This window comes from Candidatus Limnocylindria bacterium, assembly GCA_036523395.1.
GTDB lineage: Bacteria > Chloroflexota > Limnocylindria > P2-11E > P2-11E > CF-39.
The window spans coordinates 1-18735 of sequence record DATDEH010000010.1 but is presented as its reverse complement, the minus strand read 5'-3'; the positions used below and the strand labels follow the sequence as shown (position 1 = coordinate 18735).

Below are 18735 nucleotides of genomic sequence, written 5' to 3'. Positions count from 1 at the left end.
GAACGCGCTCGACCTCATCTCTGCGGTCACGCAGGTCATCTACGTGCTGATCTTCATCAGCGTCGCGCTGCGCGCGCTACGGCACCCCACGCGCGCACACATCGACATGACGCTCTTCTTCGGTGCGCTCGCGTTCGTCATCCTGGCGTCGCGTATCGCAACGCTGACCGGAACGACGGCAACGCCGTGGCTGATAGCGCTCGAGGTAGCGGTACTCATCGCCATGCCGTACGTCCTGCTCCGGCTCGTCGACGACTTCACGCAGGTACGCGCTCCCGTCATGCGCGCGGCGGAACTCGGGTTCGTGGCGGGCATTGTCGCGACCTACGCGACCGTTGCGACGCAGACGACGGCTGTCGCGACGCTGCCGACCTCCGTGACGCTCTACATCGTCGGGTACTTCTTCGTCGTGTCCTTCTACTGCGCGATCGCGTTCATCCGAGCGGCGCGCCGAGCCAAGGGGGTCACGCGGCGACGGATGGAGGCGATATCGGTCGGCTCCATCCTCCTGGGCACCGACCTCCTTATCGCAGGGCTGACGCCGCTGACGCCATCGGATGATCGCGCTGTGTTCCAGGCGCTCGCGCAGCTGCTCGGCCTTGGCTCGGCGGTCGCGTACTACCTCGGTTTCGCGCCGCCGCCGATTCTCCGCAGAGCGTGGCAGGAGCCGGAGCTCCGTTCGTTCCTTGCTCGCGCCGCCAGCCTGCCGCGGCTGCCCACGACGCTCGACATCGTGCGCGAGCTCGAGCGCGGCGCCTCGAACAGCACCGGCACGTCGGCGCGCATCGGATTGTGGGAGGAAGCCACCTCGAAGCTGCGCTTCTGGGAAGACGACGGGACGACCGTCGACGTCGAGCCGGGCAAACATTTCACTGGGCGCGCATTCGAGCTGCAGCGTCCGATCTTCAGCACGAATCCGATCCGCGACAACCCAGATGGTGCGGTGGACTATCGCTCGCGTCACGTCGGTGCGGTCCTTGCGGCCCCGATCACTGCGGGTGAGCGTCGTCTTGGTGTCCTCACCCTCAGTGCTCAGCGCCCGCCTATCTTCGCGCTCAGCGACATCGAGCTCGCGGGCCTGCTCGCCGACCAAGCGGCGGTCATGCTCGAGAGCCGTGCGCTCATCGATCACGCGACACGCGTGCGTGCGCGTGAGGAGGCGACGCGGCTCAAAGAGGACTTCCTCTCGGCCGCGGCGCACGATCTCAAGACCCCGCTGACGACCGTCGTGGCCCAAGCCGAGTTCCTCGAGCGCCGCGCGATGCGGGAACCGTCCGTCCCCGCGGACCTCGCGGGCATCCGACGGGTCGTGCGCGAGAGCAAGCGACTCGCGGGGCTCGTCGGCGACCTGCTCGACGCGGCGCGCCTCGAGCAGGGACGCCTCGTGGGCGAACGCGAGCCTGTCGATCTCGCGACGCTCGCACAAGACATCTGTTCGCACGACTCGCTCGACCCGAGCATCTGTCGGGTCGAGGCGGGCGGTCCGGTCGTCGGAGACTACGACCGTCGTCGCGTCGAGCAGCTCTTCCAGAACCTCATCGAGAACGCGAAGAAGTACAGTCCGGAGCGCAAACCGATCAAGATCAAGGTCTGGCAGGAGGACGGAGAGGCGCGCATCACGGTCGAGGACTCTGGGATCGGGATCCCGGCCGCGGACCTTCCGCGGATCTTCGAGCGTTTCTCGCGCGCGTCGAATGTCGATGACCGGCGCTTCCACGGCATGGGGCTGGGTCTGTTCATCTGTCGCGGGATCGTCGAGGAACATGGTGGCCGGATATGGGTGGAAAGCGAGGTCGGCAAGGGTTCGACGTTCCACGTCGCGTTGCCGATCGCTGATGGAAGGAGACTTGACTAGGTGGTGATCCAGTGGACCGCAGGTGCCCCAGAAGGCAAGGCTGCGCGGCCATCCAGCGCGGTACGACCACATGCGCGAGGCGACGGACAAAGTGACACCGTGCTCGTCGTTGACGACGACGCCTCCATCCTGGACACGGTGAGCGCCATCCTTTCGGGCGAGGGCTACGACGTCGTCAGCGTGACGAGCGGCCAAGAGGCGCTCGAGTCGGTCGCTCGCAAACAGCCTGCGGTGATCCTCCTCGACATGCGCATGCCGGTGATGGACGGATGGGCAGTCGCGCGCGCGCTCCACGCCCAGGGCATCAACGTGCCGATCGTCGTGATGACGGCGGCCGAGAGCGCGAGGCGATGGGCCGATGAGGTCGGCGCCGAGGGTTATCTCGCGAAGCCCTTTGGCCTGGATGAGCTGCTCGCCGCCGTGGGGCGGTTTCGCGGACCCGGGGAAAGCGCGAACTAGACGCTCCGCTCGCGCCTAGGAGCCTTCGTCCCCACCGCCAACAGCAGCGGCGATCGCCAGATCCTGCGGACGGATCTTCTTCGGCTCGAAGGCGCGCACGCTCTTCGTCATGCGAGTGAGCGCTTCCGCGACCGACATCGGTGGGCCGGCACCCTTCTTCGACGGGATCCACCGGACCGGATTGCAGCGTGCGACCACCACCGCGCGCAGGTATGGGCTCTTCATCCCCATCTCCTGCAGCTCCTTAACATGCGCGCTCACTCGGTCGTCGATATCGAGGAGACGCACGGCCCATTGCTCGCGCTGGCGCAGCGCCGCGGGCACCGTTTGATCGAGGAACAGCTCGACCCGTCGCAGCATCGAGTTGTATGACGAGCCCGAGAATCGGTCGCGCTTCTCATACGCGCAGCCCAGTGTGAGGAACGCCGGGGACTCGAACGACGTCGCGTGGTCCTTCTCCTTGGAGCGCGGCTGCTCTTTCGCGAGCGAACGCGCCATGCGGATCACCTCGAGACTGCGGTCGCGCAGGTTGTGCGCCTTCTCGGTGTTCATCGCGAGGATCCGATACGCGAGTGCCTGGTCCCCCGTCGCGAGCACGGTGATCGAGCGCTGACCGAGCGCTCGCGCCGCGGCGATACGGTGGCGCCCGTTGGGTGAGAGGAATCCGTCCTTCGCGGGGATCGCGATGACCGGATCGAGGAAGGCGCCCGTGTCGCCGATCGCCGTTGCCAGCCGCTCCGCGTGGGTGCGCGAGAGATCGCGCTGGAACGCCGTCGCCTCCACGGCGCCGACGGGCAGTGTCGCGAACACGAGTGGCGTGCCACCGTACGGATCCCGATACGCGCCGATGACGGCGCCGCGCGACGACCGGATGTGCGCGACGAGCTCGCCGATCTCGGCGTCGTCGGTCGCGATCGGGCTCTGCGTCGGCTCGGGACCGCGCGCCTCGGCCGGACCCCTGCGTTTGCGCGTGGTCTTTCGCGTGGTCTTGACGGTGGACTTCTTGGCCGTCGCCTTCTTCGCTGGCATTGGGCCTCACTTTAGTCGCGCCAGCGGTGCGGCGCTCTTCGGCCGGCGACGTTGACGTCGCCGAGCTGCCGCGTGAAGCGATGGACGTCCGCCCCGATACGCCGGAGGACCCGATCCATGTCGACCACGACGCCGCGCCGCTCGAAATACCGCCCGAGTGACGCGATGTCGCGCGTGAGCAGATCGTGCGCTGCGGGATGCGTGACGATCTCGACCGTCTGCGAGAAGTCGATGAGCACCGCACGCTCGCGCCACCACAGCACGTTGAACGCGGAGAGGTCGCCGTGGACGCGGTCGACCGAGACGAGCAGCGAGAGCTCGTCGAGTAACTCGTTCCAGACGCGCTGGGCGACCGCCGGCGCGAGGTCGACCTCCGACAGACGCGGGGCCGCGCGCTCGCCGTCGCCGACGAACGCCATGAGGTAGCCGTCGTCGACCCGCTCGACCGGCGGCGGGACCGTGATTCCGGCGCCGTGGAAGAGCACGAGACTGTCCCACTCCTGTCCGATCCAGCGCGCGTGGGCCGCCTCGTGGCCGAACCGCGTGTTCTTCTTCATCGCTCGGTTCTCGCGGAAGGTCCCCTCACCCCAAACGCCGCGGTACACGTAATTGTTCTGAAAGGACCGGCGCTCGCGCGCCTTGAACCGCTTTTCGGCGAGCAGGGTCGTCCGGTCGCTCCCCGTGCGAGCGACGAGATGGACCTCGCTCTCTTTGCCGGTCTTGATGACGCCCAGGCGCGTATCCCGGTATGCCCCGGTGACGAGCCAGTCGCTGGGAAACAGGTCGCGTGACGGCATGCGTCCTCCGCGGAGGAACAGGCCATGAGAGAAAGCGCCGCACGCGCGGATCTGCGAGGCGCCCCTAGGCGGCGAGCACCGCGGTGAGGGAGCCGGCGCAGTGGGCGCGTACGGTGCGAACGCTCATGTCCGGCCTCCCTTGGTTTCGTCGCCCCGACGGGCGCCGGGGAATCGTACGCGCTGGCATCGCTCCTGCCTAGAGGAGCGCGAAGTCAAACGAAATCAGCAACATTCTTCCTGTGTGCAGGCACTGCGACCGCAGAAAGCACCGCAGGACCGAAGAGGAGTTCCGGGCCTTGCTGCAAGCGGAGCGTGCGGCCGCGCTCCCTAAGTTCGAGGGGACGGACTCGGGAAGCCACGCTGCGGCGGAACGATGAGGTCTTCGCCGAAGATCTTCGAGCGCGGGACCTCGTCGAGGAAACGCTGGATGCCGTTGACGATCGCGGTGGCTACGCCATCGGCGTGATTCACCATCACGTCACGGTCGTGACCGTTTGATAGATAGCCCATCTCCAGGATCGCAGCGGGTGTGTGGGCTGCGGCAGCGTGCTGATAGCGGCCCCAGTTGAAAGCAAAGTAAGCGGACATGTTTCTGGTGATGTGCTCTGAGTCGTAATCGAGCCCCGTCACCTTCGCGTATTCGTCGCGCAGCAGGGAGACGAGCTTGTCCTCATACGGTCCACGCCGGGATCCATGCGCAAGCTTGAATCCGCTGTTCGCTCCTGTCCCGTCACCGTCCGCGTGTAACGCAAGGAAGACGTCGGCGAGGTAGCCCGGCGGAACCGTCGTCGGGAGGATGTCGACCAGATATCCGCGCGCGGTGAGCTGCGCCTTGGTGCGCTCTGCGATGTCCATGTTCACGTCGACCTCGTCGACGCCGGCCCAGCTCGTTCCGGTCTGGAACGTGATGCGCGTTCCAAGCTCGGCCGGGACCAGTTCGGTCATCCAGTGGCCGACCTGGATCCCGATGCGCCGCGGTCCATTCGGCATCACGGGCTTCGGGATGCGAACGCCGTTCCCCTGAACGATCGCCCCGCCGGGTGGTGCCAACGCGACGGGGGGAACGCCGGGTACGTCCCGAGCCGGATCGAGATCCTCGGGATCGATGTCTTGCAGCATTGGAAGCGGTGCGCCCGCTTTGACCGCAACGCCACCCGCGGGCTGCGCCCCAAGCCCACCCGGTATCCCGGGGACGGTGCCGGGAGACAGCACGCCGCATCCAACGACCGTCGCCGCGACGACCGCGAGACCTGCAACGGCGAGGACGAACAGTCGGCGCATGTTCATAGGCTAAGCGACATGCACGTGAGTGACCCACTTTATCCACTGGAATCCGCGATGGTCGGGCGCAACGAGCCGCGCGGGATACCCATGACCAGTGCTCAGGGTTTCGCCTCCAACATGCGTCGCGATAAGAAGCCGCTGCGCCTCGTCGATGGGAAAGGACCAAGCGTGCCCCGTCTGGGACACGACATCGACACGCTCAGCTGACGGTCGCACACCGTGCCGGGCGAGCAGGTCGGCCACGGTCACGCCACGCCAGCGCTGCTCCGTCCACCAACCTCCGGTGCAGTCGAGGACGGCATCGCGCTCCGTGAAGGGCATCGCGAGCAGATCGTCATAGGCGATCGCGCCAGACGAAGCCACATCTCCGTCGACCTGAATGCGCCAGATCGCAACATCGATCGTTGGCGGGACATCGAATGCCCAGATCGTCAGCGGAAAGTCATTTCCGCTGGGCGCGGCGGCCGCTCGCGATCCTGTCGGTCGGCGAACGAGGCCGATGCGATCGAGCGCGACAGTGGTGACGACCGCCCCTAACCCGACGGCAAGTGCGCGCAGTGCGACCCGGCGGCTGCCGAGATCGGCGACGGCCGGCCGCGATTCCCAGCGCCGCGCGGCGTGGGCGACCATCAGCGGGACCAGCGCGACACCGACGAACACGTGCACGTTCAGAAGCGAGTACTCCAGAGGGCGGTCGAAGGACACGATCCCGAGCGACCATGCGAGGCCAAGGCCCAGCACGAGAAGGAGCACGACGGAGGCGAGGCCGCCCACGACCAGGCCCAGACGGTCGCCCACACGCGACCGGCGACGGACCGAGCGCCGGGCGATCCCGTACTTCCACGCGAGCACGATCACGAGCCCGACACCGGCGACCCGATGCGTCACGAGCAGTGCGTTCGCGATCGCGCTGGACGTGATCCAGGCGAGCAGGCCCGTCGCGACGAGGAGCGGCACGACGACGAGAAACGCGAGGTTCACGAGGCGCCGTGGCACCCCCGGATGCTAGCCCGGCGGCGATGCCGGAAACTTGGCCTTCATGAGCGCCGACGACCTGATCTACCTGAGCCGCGACCCGCTGAACGCGGAGACTCGGCTCGAACGACAGACCGGAGTGATCACGCCCGCATCGCGCCACTACGTCCGCGATCATTTCCCCAGACCGGAAGCGCCGGCACGCCTCGCGATCGAAGGCGCGGTGCGGGCGCAGCTGCAGCTCGACCTCGATGACATCCGTTCCCTGCCACCGCGGTCGCTCGTGGTGACGCTCGAGTGCGCCGGCAACGGCCGCGCCTTCGTCGATCCGCCGGTGGCCGGCGAGCAGTGGCGCACCGGTGCGGTCAGCACGGCGGAGTGGACCGGCGCGTCGCTGCGCGCCGTGCTCGAGATGGCCCAGCCGCTGGCGACGGCGGTGGAAGTCCTATGCATCGGCGCCGACGCGGGAACCCCCGCGGACGTCGGGACGCGGATCGCGTTCGAGAGATCGCTCCCGATCGCCGACGCGATGCGCGACGACGTCCTGCTCGCGTATGCGATGAACGGCGAAGATCTGCCGCCACAGCACGGCGCGCCGCTTCGCGTCATCGTCCCGGGCTGGTATGGCATGGCCTCGGTGAAGTGGCTCACGAGGCTGCGGCTCCTCGAGCGCGCGTTCGACGGTTTCTTCCAGACGAAGCGATACGTTGTCGGGGACAAGCCGCTGCGTGAGATCGCGGCGCGCGCGCTCGTCGCGTGGCCGCGCGACGGCGATCGCCTCGCTGCGCGCCCCTTCGTTGCGCGCGGCTATGCGTGGAGCGGGCGCGGCGATCTCGCGCGGGTCGCCCTCTCCGTCGACGGCGGCCGCACCTGGCGCGACGCGACGCTGGGCGACGCGCTCTCCCCCTATGCCTGGCGGCCGTGGCACGCCGCGGTCGCGCCGCATGAGAGCGGCCAGCTCGTGCTGCAGGCACGTGCGGTGACCGCGGACGGCACGAGGCAGCCACTCGAGGAGATACGAGGTGCTCTTGGCTACGCGAACAACGCGGTGCGACCGGTGCGGATCGCGATCGGCTAGCGGAGACCGACTTCCTGTACGCCGCCCAGACGCTCGCGCATCTCGGGCGCGAAGCAGGTCTCGACGAGCGGAGCGAGCATCGCGGCGGTGCGGATCACCTGGCCGATGAGAGCCTGCGCGCCGACCACGTTCGATTCCGCTCCGGAGTGGACGTTCAGTACGCCGTCGTCGATCCCGTCGTAGACGCGTCCGTCCTCGCGGTCGTACACCGCGCTTCGGGCGGGGTTGCGACCGTCGAACCAGGCGCGAGCCAAGCGCCACAGCTCGTCGAAGCGCGGAGCGTCGGTGATCTCGCGAAGGCGCTCGACCGAGTAGATCGCGGAGGCGACGCCGTATGGCTGGACCGTCGGTTCGTCGAAGCCCGAGTCGATCTTCGACGCGAGATACGCAAGCGCACTCTCGCGTGCGACCGCGATGAGATCGTCGCGTCCGAGGAACCTGCCGGCCTCGGCGAGCACACCCTCCTGCTGATGGCCCCACAGGTGAGGAACAGTCTCATCAGGGTTATCGAACAAGACGCCGTCGCGCCGGCACGCCGCGATCTCGTCGCACCACGTCGGAAGCTCCGCCCGCAGTTCGGGGAACGCGCCGGCACGCAGAAGCTCCAGCGCCGTGAGCACGTGGATCGAGCGGACATCCGGCGGTACATCGCGCGCAACACGGATGTGATCGAGTCCGCGCTCCAGCCCGACGCGCACGCGCTCCCCGCTGAGGGTGACCGGGCTCAGCGTGACGGTCGCACGTGCAAGGGCGCGCACGCCGCGCGCGTGCCAGAAATTCCCGCCCGGGAACGACGTGACGCCGGCCTCGTTGCGCTGCCCCGACCAATCGGCGATGAAGTTCACGAAGCGACCGTCATCCAGCTGCATGTACAGGAGGAAGTCGAGCAGGCCGACCGCCCACTCGCGCATGCGCGGCAGTGCGGTCGCGGACCAGACGTCGCTGAGGAGGATGAGCGCGCGCGATGCATCGTCGACGCATGCGACCCCTTCGTATCCGCGCTCGGCGGCCGGGATCGTGCGATCGGCCGCATCGGCGTAGACGGCGATCGCGCAGGCGCGCTCTCCCGCGGACTCGACCGGGACGGTGAGTCGAGCGAGCTGGCGCAACACGACTACACCCGCACGAGCCGTTTTGCCGCGCCGGGCCAGGGCTCGAGGCTGTTCACGATGTCGCGGACGTCGAAGTCCGCGGCGGCCACGACCGAGTCGGCAGCGCCGTAGTACATGCGAATGCGGCCATCCCCAAGGTCGACATGCCCACACGAGAAGATCGTCTCGTTGAAGAGGCCTGTGCGCTCGAATTCCTCGAATGGCTCCAGGATCGGCTGCGCCGAGCGCGCGAGGACCTTGCGCGGGTCGTCCGCGTCAAGAAGGAGCGCACCCATCGCGTAGCGGGTGTTGCGGTCCACGCCGTGGTACAGCTCGAGCCAGCCGTCCTCCACGCGGAACGGCACCGCGGATCCGCCAGTGCGGAGCTCATCCCAGTGGTCGGGGCGTGGAAGGCACAGCGTTTCGTGACCGCCCCACGAACGGAGATCGTCGCTGAACGCGATCCAGATGCCGCAGATACGGCTGAATGACGCCGGCATCGGCCGCGTGAGCGCGACGTACCGGCCGCCGACCCTCTTCGGGAAGAGCACGACGTCCTTGTGATCGGGCAGGAAGATCACGCCCTGGCGCTCAAAGGTCCGGAAGTCGGTCGTCGTCGCGAGGCTGGTGGTGATGCCCCACCGAGAGACGGAGACATACGTGATGTGCCACTTCCCGTCGATGAACGTCGCACGCGGATCCTCGACGCCGTACTCCTCCATGTCGTTCTGCGGCGCGATCGCCGGCGTCTCGTCGATCGTGAAGCGGACGCCATCGGTGCTACGCGCGACGCGGAGATGCGAGATCTGCGCGAGGAAGTCGATGTACCCCTCGTTGGCCATGCGCAGATTGCCTGCCGCGTTCCGGTAGCGGATCGACCGCGGGTCGCGAAGGTCAAGGCCCGGGAGGTTCGTTGGTAGGTACGCCACGACGACATGCGGAGCGCCGTGGCGCGTGTCCAGAAAAGCCATCCCCACGAGCTGCTCTTTGCGATAGTGCGCGGGCAGGGGCACGAGCATCGGATGTGGCGCGGCAAGATCGAGCGTCAGCGCGTCGGGGCCTGGCGCGAGATCGGTCCTGGGGCGCTCCGCGACACGGAGCAGCAGGATGGTCTCGTCGCCGACGCGCGCCGCTGCGGCGTTGAAGACCGACACGACCTCGAGCGACGGCTGCGACGGTCTTACGTCGCGCGCGGTGATGAGTGGGTTCTGCGGAAGTCGAGCGCCGAGATTCATGCGATCGGTCTCGCCTCGTCTTCAGGCTGCTCCTCTGGCTCCGGCGCCAGCGCGGGTACTGCGATGCGATGGTCGAGGATGTCGCGCATGGCCGCGAGCACTCGGCGGCCGATAGCAGGCCAGGACATCTCTTTGCCGTACTCGTAGGCGCGGGCCTCGAGCACGCGCTTCCGCTCCGGGTCGCCGAGTACCGAATTCACGGCCGTCGCGACCGCCGCGGCATCACGGAACGGAACGAGGAGCCCGCGGCCGCTCTCCAGCACCTCTCTTGCGTGCAGATATGGCGTCGAGACGATCGCCTTCCCGGCGCCGAGCGCGTACGCGAGGGTGCCGCTCGTGATCTGGTTCGGGTCGAGGTACGGCGTGACGTAGACATCGGTCGCGAGCAGGTAGTCGACGACCTCCCGCTGGGTCAGGTACTGGTTGACGAATTTGACGTGGTCACGCATCCCGACACGAGCCGCCGACGCGATGAGCGAATTGCGATACGCCTCGCCTTCCCGCTTCTGCAGCTCGGGGTGCGTCTGACCGACGACAAGATAGAGCGCAGTGGGATGCCGCGCGACGACCTGAGGCATCGCCTCGATGACGTACTCGAGTCCCTTGCGCGGGTCGACCAGACCGAAGGTCGAGACGATCGGCCGCGCCTCGACGCCGAGCTGACGCTTCAGGCGATGTCGGCCGCGCGGCTCGATGGCCGGCATGCCGTGCTCGATCACGACCGCCGGACGCCTTACGCCATAGACCTCGCCCAGCAGGCGCGCCGCGGTCGTGCCCATCACAACGACCTGATCGCTGTGCTCCGAGATGTAGCGAACGGTCTCGAGCGCCCAAGGCTCCGGCTTCGGCGCGACCGTGTGAAGCGTCGTGATCACGGGCTTCGTGCAGTTCTCCAGGAACACGCGCAGGTGATCGTCGTAGGTTCCGTCATGCCACACGCCGTAGAGACCGAACTCGTGTTGCACATTGACGATGTCAACGTTCGATGCGCTGATGGCGATCGCCGCGTCGCGGTATGTGGTCGGCTCCTCCTGACGGATGCGCCAGCGGACGTCCGGCCCGTAGGCACGTGCGGCGCCGGGCTCGTCGATGGCCGCCGCGTAGATCCGCACGGTCGGATCGGCCGATCTCACGGCCGCGGAGAGGTCCGCGGTGAACGTGGCGATGCCACAGCGGCGAGGGACTGAGGACGCGACGAAGGCGATACGCATAGCACCATTTCCCGACTGGGCGCTCGTCTTGGTGGGATCGCTGGCCACCCGTAGTGGGCGCCTTAGTAGATCGGTGGTCGTGGGGAGTGCCCGTAGTCAGTGTAAGGCTAGCCGGAGCCCTCGATAGGCAGCCCTGCGTTCCGCCAAGCGTTGAATCCACCACGGAGATTCGCGGCCGCGATGCCGTGACGCTCAAAGATGCCGGCGGCAAGGCTCGAGCGCACGCCGCTCGCGCAATACACCACGAGCGTTCGATCGAGCGGCACTTCGCCGATCCGCTGCTCGAGTTGCTCGTACGGAATGTGTTGGGCGCCGGGCACGTGACCATCGTCGTATTCCGATCGCTCGCGCACGTCGACGACACGCGCACCGTCACCTGCGAGCTGTCCGGCGGTGCGCGCGTCGACCTGCTGCGTCGTCGCCGTCATCTCGTCCGTCGGCCCGATCGGCTCGGCGTAGCCGCGGACGTCATCGAATCCGATCATCGCGAGCTGGGTGCGCAAGCGCTCCGCCTGCTCCTCATCGCGCGTGAGGAGGACGAGGGATGTACCGAACGGGACGACCGCGCCACAGCGGACCGCGAAGCCATCGTTCCCCACGATGTTGAGCGCCCCGCGGCGGTGACCAGCGCCGTACAGGTGCGGCGGCCGAGGATCGAGAAGCGCCGCGCTCGGCGGCAGGGGATCGCTCAGCAGCGGCAGTGGTCGGCGATCCGCGAGGGTCGCGCCGCGATGGTTGAGCGCGCGCACGTGCGGGTAATACGCCGGAGCGACGGGCAGACCGCGCGCGATCGTTTCGCGGAAATGGCCGAAGTCGCCGCCCGCCGCGAGCGCGACCTCGTTGTGGCGGCGCTCGAAGCCAAGTGTCGTCCAGCGCGACGTCTCCACCGTGGCGGTGCATGCGCTGCCACCGCCGTGCGTTGGGAACACGGCCACGTAATCGGAGAGGCTGAGCACCTTGTCGCGGAGTGTCGCGTACGCATCGTGCGCGAGCGGCTCTTCGAGCTCAGGCCCGAGGAGGTCGACACGCGCGATATGTCCGACGAGCAGTGCGCCGCCACTGAACAGGTACTGCGGATCGTCGGCACGACGCATGTCGCTGACGAGGAACGAGACGTGCTCGGGTGTGTGGCCGGGCGTTGCGACACACCGCACGCGGAGCGCGCCGACGTCAAGACTCGCCCCGTCGTTCAGCGTGAGATGTGGATAATCGACCCGGGCACGCTGTCCCGTGACCACCGCGATGGGTCGCAGCTCGGCGAGTGCGCGCGAGCCCGACAGGTAGTCGTTGTGTATGTGCGTCTCGAACGAGTGCGTGATGAGGACGTCCAGCTTCGACGCCGCCGCGAGATAGACGTCGACGGCGCGGTCAGGGTCCACGAGGAACGCCACGCCTGCGTCCGTATCGGCCACGAGGTAGCTCGCGTGCCCCAACCCGGCGTCGAAGAATTGCTGGAGCAGCACGGCCGATCCTCTACGGCGCGCCGAGTCCCGCGAAGCCGAGCACGCTTGGCAACACCGAGCCGAATAGGTACCCGGCGATACCGGCGAACGCGGTCAGCGCAACGACCTCGAGGCCGGATCGGACCGGACTTACCCTTGTCCACCTGCTCTTCACGACGCCGATGCCGAAGACGACCACGCCACACAGCACGATGGACGCGACCGGCGCGCTGGCGATCGGGACGAACAGGTATGGAAGGATGGGCACGAGCGAAGCAAGCCCGAAAGCACCGCCCATGACGATCGCGCCCTGTAGCGCGCCAGGACCTTCCTCGATCAGGAGACCGAGCTCCTTCTCGACCATCGTCTTCAGAAGCACCGTGGGCTCGCGCGCGAGCTCGGCCGCGACCCGTCGCGCCGCTGCCTCAGAGAGACCCTCGGCCTCGAGCATGTATGCGACCTCCGCTTCCGCTTCTGCCGGGCGGTCGCGTACCTCCTCGCGTTCGTTCTCGATCTGCGCAAGGTAGATCTCGCGCTGGCTCTTCGAAGACATGTATTCGCCCGCTGCCATCGAGAACACCCCAGCGAGCGCGGAGGCGATCCCCGCTACGAGGACCGCGAAGCGATCGCCGCTCGCAGCGCCAACGGTGCTGACGACGGCGAGCGTGCTGACGAGCCCGTCCTGCATTCCGAAGAGCGCTTCCCGGATCTCGCCGAGCCACTCGGCTTCCTTGCGCTCGTCGGCGAGATGCTGCTTGAGCCAAGCACGGTCGAGGTGCCTCGCGTCGTTCGCGGTGGGCTGTGCCATCCCGCGTAGCGTACTCAGATGACCCGGCCGCGCCCGCCGCTGTTGTCGACGAGCGGCAGCTTCGCACGATCCCATGCGTTCACGCCGCCCTCGAGGTTCTCCGCTTCGTAGCCGAGCTTTCGCAGCCCGCGGACCGCGGCTTCGCTCCGGCCGCCGCTCCGGCAGACCGCGACGATCGTCCGCTCCTTCGGGAGCTCGCCGAGACGGCCGGACAGCTGCCCCAACGGGATGTGTTGCGCTCCCTCGATATGGCCGGCCGCCCACTCGTCGTCCTCGCGGACGTCGAGCAGATGGAACTCCGCCCGCCGTTTGCTGAGCTCGTCGGGTTGCATGTGGCGATTCTGCGAGGAAACACCCACCCGCACAATGAAGGCGCAGTCATGCGTCGCGCGACCCGAGACGGTCATCACGGAGGCGAGAGCGGACAGGCGCTGGTCGAGACCGCGCTCTCGCTGTCCCTCCTTGTGTTCACGATCCTCGGCGGCGCCGACATGGCGCGGGCGTTCGCGGCCCAGATGGGAGTGCAGAACTCCGCTCGCGCCGGCGCCGAAGCGTGGGCGACGCGCGCCGCCACGACCGACGCTCAAGCCATCGCCTACGCAACCGACGAGCTTGGCCGGATCGCGGGAGTCGATCCCGCGGCGGCAACGATCACGGTGACTCACACGACAGGTGCGGGTGGAGAGTCGCTCGTGAACGTGCGAGTGCAGTACACGTATCGAACGCTCGCGCCCTGGCCGTTCGTCCCGAACTCGCTCTCGCTCGATCGGACCGCGACATTTAGGAACTACCCGTGACCCTGTTCGTGCGCGGCGCTCGTCGCCGCGTCGATCGTCTCGGCCCGTCTCTCGGGTCCGCACTCAACTCGCGCGGACAGGCTCTCGTCGAAACTGCGCTCGTTCTACCGCTCCTGTTACTTCTCATCGTCGGCCTCTTTGATGCTGGCCGAGCGGTCTGGCTCAGCAACACGCTGGCGACGGCTGTGCGTGAGGGGACGCGCTACGGCATCGTGCACGGAGCTCTCAGCGCGTCGCCGACCGGCCCCGGTGCGGCGTCGTACACGGCGCCGGACACGGACACCGCGATCACCGCACAGGTCCGGGGCTATGCGTCCGGCGTGCCGAACAACCTGACGGTCCTGTCGACCTGGCCCGACGGCAACGCGAACCGCGGAAGCCGCATCGTTGTGACCGCGACGTTCCCGTTCACGCCGATCCTTTCGCAAGTGTTCCTCGGGAGCGGGCTCGGCATCACCCTGCGATCCAGTTCGACGCTGGTGATCGAGCAGTGAGACGCTGGTCGCGCGACGAGCGCGGTCAGGCGCTCGTCCTCATCGCCTTAGCGCTCGGCGGACTGCTGCTCGGTATCGGCCTCGCACTCGACACCGGACAGCTGTTCGTGGCGCGCCGGGCGGCGCAGACGGCGGCGGACGCGGGAGCGTGGGCCGGCGCGGCTGTGCTCTATGCGGGCGGCAGCGCTGCCCAGGCGCGCACGGCCGCAGCGACCGATGCGACCCGCAACGGCTACACGGACGGCGGTTTCATCACCCTCACCACCGCGGCGCCACCGACGACCGGGGCGTTCATCGGAGATCCCGGCTATATCGAAGTCACGATCACCGAGCAGGTGCTCACGAGATTCCTCTTCGGCGCAAGCGGAGGTCGCACCCCGATCACGGTCCGGGCCGTCGCTGGTCTCGCGCGGTCCGGCTCGGGCCAGGCGGTGATCGTCACGCGCCCAAGTGGCAACACCACGTTCCGGCTTTCGACTGGCACGCGTTTCACGGTCACCGGCGGCGGCACGAACACGAATACGACCAGTGCCAACGCGATACAGATCGCGGGCGGCGGTGCTTTCCTGACCGCGACCTTTCACAAGTTCACCGGCGGCGTGCGGGCGGCTGATGCGGGACGCATGAGCCCGGCGCCGACGACGGGTGCGGCGGCGGTCGCCGATCCGTTCTCATCGCTGGCTGGTCCGACGACATCGGGTGTGCCGAGCTACGCGGGGCAGAACATCACCAACGCCACGGTGACGCTGAGCCCCGGCCTGTACACCGGACTGGTCACCGTCGGCAATCTCGGTATCGCGAGGCTCAACGCGGGGAGGTACATCTTTCGCGCCGGCCTCACGACGACCGGCACGGGTTCGCTGATCCTCGCCGGCGCTGGCGGTGTTCTCCTGTACAACGCCAACGCGAACTATCCGGCGGTGGGCGGAGTCTGCGGGAGTCTGTCGCTCGCCGGCTCGGGGACGATGACGCTATCAGCAGGCGCGACCGGCTCCTACGCTGGCATGCTCGTCTTCCAAGACCGCAGCTGCGCCGGCGCCGTCGCGATCACGGTGCGGACCGGAACGTCGCTCAGCGGAACGCTCTACGTGCCCGCGGCGACGCTCACCATCACCGCCGCGAACAACGTGACGATCGCGTCGCAGATCGTGGCGTACGAGCTCGGGATAGCGGGCGGCAACCTGCTCACGATGAGCTTCACCGCGGGATCGGTCGCGGGCACGCGCGTGCCATCACTCGTGGAATAGCTCGCGCGAAGTTAGGGCCTCAAGACTCGCTGCGCCTCATTGGAGAAGCTCGCGCCGGCGGTGCCTGCGGGTCGCGCATCACCGGGCGCGCGAAGCAGTAGCTGGAGGCTCCCGCCCGACGCCTGGAGTGCGGCGATGCGCTCCGCGGTGGTGGCGTCGACTCGAAGCGTGTACACCGTGATCGTCTTCGCGAGCACGGGAATGTCCTGGAGCACGATGCGACCGACAAAGTCCGGCTTCGTCGGATCGATGATCGCGAGCGTGTACAGGATGTCGATGTGATCCCCGGCCTCGATCAGTCCACCTGCCGCGTTCGCATCCGGGACGTTCACGGACATCGCGCGGAACGCGGCCGAGGTCGCGACGGTCTGGCCGGGTGGCAGGACCGCGATGTGACCTTCACTGCCCGGCAGCGCGATCTTCGTCGGGAGTACCGGCTCGTTCGCCGAAAGACGGACGGTCGTGACCAGACCGGTCATGCCGGTCGCATCGTGAAGCGCGTTGGCTGGCGCCGCGTCGCGTGGCAGCTGAACGACCTTGACGTCAGTTGATCCGAGGGCGGATCGCGCCTCGATGTCTCGTGCGGCCACAAGGACGTCGACCATCGCGGTCTCCGACGGGGGAGCCGTGCGCGCCGCGACCGCGTAGAAGTAGGTGCCCGCGCCCGCTATGACGGCGATGATCACTCCGAGCGCAAGAAGGATGCGGGCTGCCAGGCGCGAGCGTCGCGGACTGCTGTACGGGTCTCCGAGATTGATTCCCGTGCTCAAGGAAGCACTATCGTTTCGCGGTCGCGCACTGCGGCGAGTCTAGCGGCGGGTGGAAGGCCGAAAGGAAGGCATGGCGGGCGAGAAGATCCTCTGCGTCGACGACGAGGACCCGATCCGGAAGCTCTGTACGGTCTATCTCGCGAAGCGCGGTTACCGGGTCGAGGCGGTCGCGAACGGTGTCGATGCCCTAAAGCTCATCGAAAGCAAGGGCGCGCCCGACCTCGTCGTGACCGACGTGAACATGCCCCTGATGAACGGCCTCGAGTTGGTGAAACGCCTGCGCGAGGACCGGCGTACGGCGCGCACACCGATCATCGTTCTCTCCGCAGCGAAGCAGGAGACGGACATCCTGGCCGGCTACGCGCACGGCGCGGACGACTACATCGGCAAGCCGATCGACCTCGCCGTCCTGGCTGCGAAGATCGAAACGATCCTGCGACACACCCGAACCGTTGCTGAAGTGGTCGCGACGCCACGCAAGCTGGGCATGGTCATCGCTTTCGCGCACGGGAAGGGCGGCGTGGGCGCGACCACACTCGCGGCCAACGTCGCAGCGGCTCTCGCAACAGACGGTAAGTCCGTCGTGTTGCTCGACCTGAACCTTCAGTTCGGTAACGCCGCGATGTTCTTCGACCTACGTCCCCGGACGACGATCGTGGAGTTCGCGCGCGGTGACATCGGCCGTGTGACCGAGGACGATTTCAATCGGTTCCTGGCCGACCACAAGAGCGGCGTACGTGTCCTCGCTGCGCCAGCGTCACCGGAGGAGGCCGAGCTGGTGAGCGTCGGCGCGGTCCAGCAGGCGATCGATCTCGCTCGTGGCGGACGCGACGCAGTCGTCCTCGATCTCGCGACGAAGCTCGACGAGATCACGCTCGCGGCGCTCGATGTCACCGACATCGTCTGCGTTGTTACCGCACCACATCTCGCATCGCTCCGGGGTACATCCGACACGCTTGCGATGCTCACGCGTATCGGCATCGCCGACGAGCGCATCCTCGTCGCGCTCGTTCGCAGCACGGCGAAGGGCATCGAGGACGAGGGCATCGCGAAGTTCCTGAAGCGGAAGCCCGACAACATCGTTCCGTTCGCGGAGAAGGCAGATGCGGCCGCGGACCTCGGCGTGCCCTACATCCTCGCGGAGCCGAACGACAAGACCGCCATCGCGCTGAAGCAGCTCGCGCTGCGACTAGCGACGCGCAAAGCGGTGCCCGCATGAGAGCGCCCTATCCGCTGGAGCTCGTGCCGCTCTTTCCCGAGTTCCTGAACAAGCGGCGGACGAAGTTCACATTCCCGCTGCGCCTCCTGGAGGAGCTCGGGATCGATCGACCCGCGTTGTTCTTCGCCATCGGCGGGGTCGCTCCGCAAGGCGGCGGGCGCTTCAGCGAGATGTGGAACCCCTACGCGACCCAGTGGGACCAGCAGCAAGCCGCCTCCGCCGCGGCGCGTGACGCCGGCCTGGTCGACGAGAAGGACGGGCGCTGGGACCTCACGCCGAAGGGTCGCGAGCTCCTCAAACGCTACCGCCGCGAGGCCGATGCGTACCTCGGAACGCTGCCGTCGCCACTCGCGAAGGAGGATCTCGCGCGGCTCGCGTCCCTCTTGCACGGCGCTTTCGAGGCGACGGCTGCGAGCCTCGACGGGCGCTGGCACTCACACATCCCCAGGGCCGCGCGCATGGCCGGCGACGCCACGGCGCATCCGATGATCGCGCTCGAGAACGCAGTTTTTGGTCTCTGGCAGGCACGGGACGACTGCCACATGGCGGCCTGGCGGCAGGCCGGCCTCGATGGCCCGACGCTGGATGCCCTCACCCGCATCTGGCGCGGCGAGGCCGCCAGCGAGGCTGATCTCGCCGCGAAGCTGACCTCCCAGCGACCCGCCGACGTCGCGGCAGAGCTGACGCGCCTCCGGCGCGACGGCCTCGTCGCGGCGGGCGATCCGCCGCGGACGACCGAAAAGGGCGCGAACGCGCGCCGGCGGATCGAGGACGAGACGGATCGCCTCTTCTTCTCCGGGTGGCCGGATGACGTCGCCGCGACGGCCGGCTGGATCCGGGAGAGCCTCGCGACGGTGAACGCTTCCTTCTAGGCCGGCGCTGACGGCCGCCGACAGTCAACGAACCCTCAAAACTGCCTGGGCCCGGGCTTCGTTACTGCGGCG

The 18735-nt window shown here is 67.8% G+C and carries 19 protein-coding genes; 8 read left to right on the top strand and 11 right to left on the bottom strand.

Annotation, left to right across the window (positions count from 1 at the left end):
* Positions 1–43: 43 nt before the first annotated feature.
* Both VI056_01340 and VI056_01335 read left to right on the top strand, forming a co-directional pair.
* The gene (locus tag VI056_01340; GenBank protein ID HEY6201662.1) at positions 44–1855 is read left to right on the top strand and encodes an ATP-binding protein; all 1812 of its coding nucleotides are present in this window, start codon (positions 44–46) and stop codon (positions 1853–1855) included.
* 99 nt (positions 1856–1954) lie between these two features.
* Positions 1955–2314: a response regulator gene (locus VI056_01335; GenBank protein HEY6201661.1), complete on the top strand. Its 360-nt coding sequence runs from the start codon at positions 1955–1957 to the stop codon at positions 2312–2314.
* Between the two features lie 15 nt (positions 2315–2329).
* Here the strand turns inward: VI056_01335 and VI056_01330 are convergent, their stop codons facing one another.
* The 4 genes from VI056_01330 to VI056_01315 form a co-directional block, all read right to left on the bottom strand.
* Positions 2330–3343, bottom strand: a complete 1014-nt coding sequence (locus tag VI056_01330; GenBank protein HEY6201660.1) for a chromosome partitioning protein ParB — start codon at positions 3341–3343, stop codon at positions 2330–2332.
* A gap of 11 nt (positions 3344–3354) precedes the next feature.
* Entirely contained in the window at positions 3355–4140 is a 786-nt protein-coding gene (locus VI056_01325; GenBank protein ID HEY6201659.1) for an RIO1 family regulatory kinase/ATPase, read from the bottom strand.
* Between the two features lie 327 nt (positions 4141–4467).
* On the bottom strand, positions 4468–5421 hold the full coding sequence (locus VI056_01320) for an N-acetylmuramoyl-L-alanine amidase (GenBank protein ID HEY6201658.1): 954 nt from the start codon (positions 5419–5421) through the stop codon (positions 4468–4470).
* 9 nt (positions 5422–5430) lie between these two features.
* Positions 5431–6420: a molybdopterin-dependent oxidoreductase gene (locus VI056_01315; GenBank protein ID HEY6201657.1), complete on the bottom strand. Its 990-nt coding sequence runs from the start codon at positions 6418–6420 to the stop codon at positions 5431–5433.
* A gap of 43 nt (positions 6421–6463) precedes the next feature.
* On the opposite strand from VI056_01315, the gene VI056_01310 reads away from it, so the two are divergent.
* A complete protein-coding gene (locus VI056_01310; GenBank protein HEY6201656.1) occupies positions 6464–7477 on the top strand; it encodes a sulfite oxidase in 1014 nt (337 codons plus the stop codon).
* Here the strand turns inward: VI056_01310 and VI056_01305 are convergent.
* From VI056_01305 to VI056_01280, 6 genes are read right to left on the bottom strand one after another with little or no spacing between them, the layout of a single operon-like run.
* Positions 7474–8589, bottom strand: coding sequence for a hypothetical protein (locus tag VI056_01305; protein ID HEY6201655.1), 1116 nt, complete (start codon positions 8587–8589; stop codon positions 7474–7476). The two genes, VI056_01310 and VI056_01305, sit on opposite strands and share 4 nt — an antisense overlap.
* A 2-nt stretch (positions 8590–8591) precedes the next feature.
* Entirely contained in the window at positions 8592–9803 is a 1212-nt protein-coding gene (locus VI056_01300; GenBank protein HEY6201654.1) for a glycoside hydrolase family 130 protein, read from the bottom strand.
* Entirely contained in the window at positions 9800–11062 is a 1263-nt protein-coding gene (locus VI056_01295) for a glycosyltransferase family 4 protein (protein ID HEY6201653.1), read from the bottom strand. The genes VI056_01300 and VI056_01295 overlap by 4 nt, the downstream gene beginning before the upstream one ends.
* Before the next feature lie 59 nt (positions 11063–11121).
* A complete protein-coding gene (locus tag VI056_01290; GenBank protein ID HEY6201652.1) occupies positions 11122–12477 on the bottom strand; it encodes an MBL fold metallo-hydrolase in 1356 nt (451 codons plus the stop codon).
* A gap of 10 nt (positions 12478–12487) precedes the next feature.
* On the bottom strand, positions 12488–13264 hold the full coding sequence (locus VI056_01285) for a VIT1/CCC1 transporter family protein (GenBank protein HEY6201651.1): 777 nt from the start codon (positions 13262–13264) through the stop codon (positions 12488–12490).
* Between the two features lie 14 nt (positions 13265–13278).
* The gene (locus VI056_01280; protein ID HEY6201650.1) at positions 13279–13596 is read right to left on the bottom strand and encodes a rhodanese-like domain-containing protein; all 318 of its coding nucleotides are present in this window, start codon (positions 13594–13596) and stop codon (positions 13279–13281) included.
* A 48-nt stretch (positions 13597–13644) separates the two neighbouring features.
* Between VI056_01280 and VI056_01275 the strand changes: the two genes are divergently transcribed.
* Genes VI056_01275 through VI056_01265 form a run of 3 tightly spaced genes read left to right on the top strand, consistent with a single transcriptional unit; the run spans position 13645 to position 15802 of the window.
* Positions 13645–14061, top strand: coding sequence for a TadE family protein (locus tag VI056_01275; GenBank protein HEY6201649.1), 417 nt, complete (start codon positions 13645–13647; stop codon positions 14059–14061).
* Complete coding sequence (locus tag VI056_01270) at positions 14058–14555, top strand: TadE/TadG family type IV pilus assembly protein (GenBank protein ID HEY6201648.1); 498 nt, start codon at positions 14058–14060, stop codon at positions 14553–14555. Before VI056_01275 ends, VI056_01270 begins: the two co-directional genes overlap by 4 nt.
* Complete coding sequence (locus tag VI056_01265; GenBank protein ID HEY6201647.1) at positions 14552–15802, top strand: pilus assembly protein TadG-related protein; 1251 nt, start codon at positions 14552–14554, stop codon at positions 15800–15802. Before VI056_01270 ends, VI056_01265 begins: the two co-directional genes overlap by 4 nt.
* Positions 15803–15813: 11 nt before the next feature.
* Here VI056_01265 and cpaB read toward each other — a convergent pair whose 3' ends face one another.
* Positions 15814–16572 carry a Flp pilus assembly protein CpaB gene (gene cpaB, locus VI056_01260; protein ID HEY6201646.1) on the bottom strand — a complete coding sequence of 253 codons (759 nt, stop codon included), beginning with the start codon at positions 16570–16572 and terminating at the stop codon, positions 15814–15816.
* Between the two features lie 49 nt (positions 16573–16621).
* Between cpaB and VI056_01255 the strand changes: the two genes are divergently transcribed.
* Together VI056_01255 and VI056_01250 are read left to right on the top strand one after the other, a co-directional pair.
* Positions 16622–17791 carry a response regulator gene (locus VI056_01255; protein HEY6201645.1) on the top strand — a complete coding sequence of 390 codons (1170 nt, stop codon included), beginning with the start codon at positions 16622–16624 and terminating at the stop codon, positions 17789–17791.
* Positions 17788–18663, top strand: a complete 876-nt coding sequence (locus tag VI056_01250) for a hypothetical protein (protein HEY6201644.1) — start codon at positions 17788–17790, stop codon at positions 18661–18663. Before VI056_01255 ends, VI056_01250 begins: the two co-directional genes overlap by 4 nt.
* Positions 18664–18735: the final 72 nt, after the last annotated feature.

Coding starts and splice junctions, on each gene's coding strand:
- VI056_01330 (HEY6201660.1), bottom strand. CDS start 3,343: ATGCCAGCGAAGAAGGCGACGGCCAAGAAGTCCACCGTCAAGACCACG.
- VI056_01325 (HEY6201659.1), bottom strand. CDS start 4,140: ATGCCGTCACGCGACCTGTTTCCCAGCGACTGGCTCGTCACCGGGGCA.
- VI056_01320 (HEY6201658.1), bottom strand. CDS start 5,421: ATGCGCCGACTGTTCGTCCTCGCCGTTGCAGGTCTCGCGGTCGTCGCG.
- VI056_01310 (HEY6201656.1), top strand. CDS start 6,464: ATGAGCGCCGACGACCTGATCTACCTGAGCCGCGACCCGCTGAACGCG.
- VI056_01300 (HEY6201654.1), bottom strand. CDS start 9,803: ATGAATCTCGGCGCTCGACTTCCGCAGAACCCACTCATCACCGCGCGC.
- VI056_01285 (HEY6201651.1), bottom strand. CDS start 13,264: ATGGCACAGCCCACCGCGAACGACGCGAGGCACCTCGACCGTGCTTGG.
- VI056_01280 (HEY6201650.1), bottom strand. CDS start 13,596: ATGCAACCCGACGAGCTCAGCAAACGGCGGGCGGAGTTCCATCTGCTC.
- VI056_01275 (HEY6201649.1), top strand. CDS start 13,645: ATGCGTCGCGCGACCCGAGACGGTCATCACGGAGGCGAGAGCGGACAG.
- VI056_01250 (HEY6201644.1), top strand. CDS start 17,788: ATGAGAGCGCCCTATCCGCTGGAGCTCGTGCCGCTCTTTCCCGAGTTC.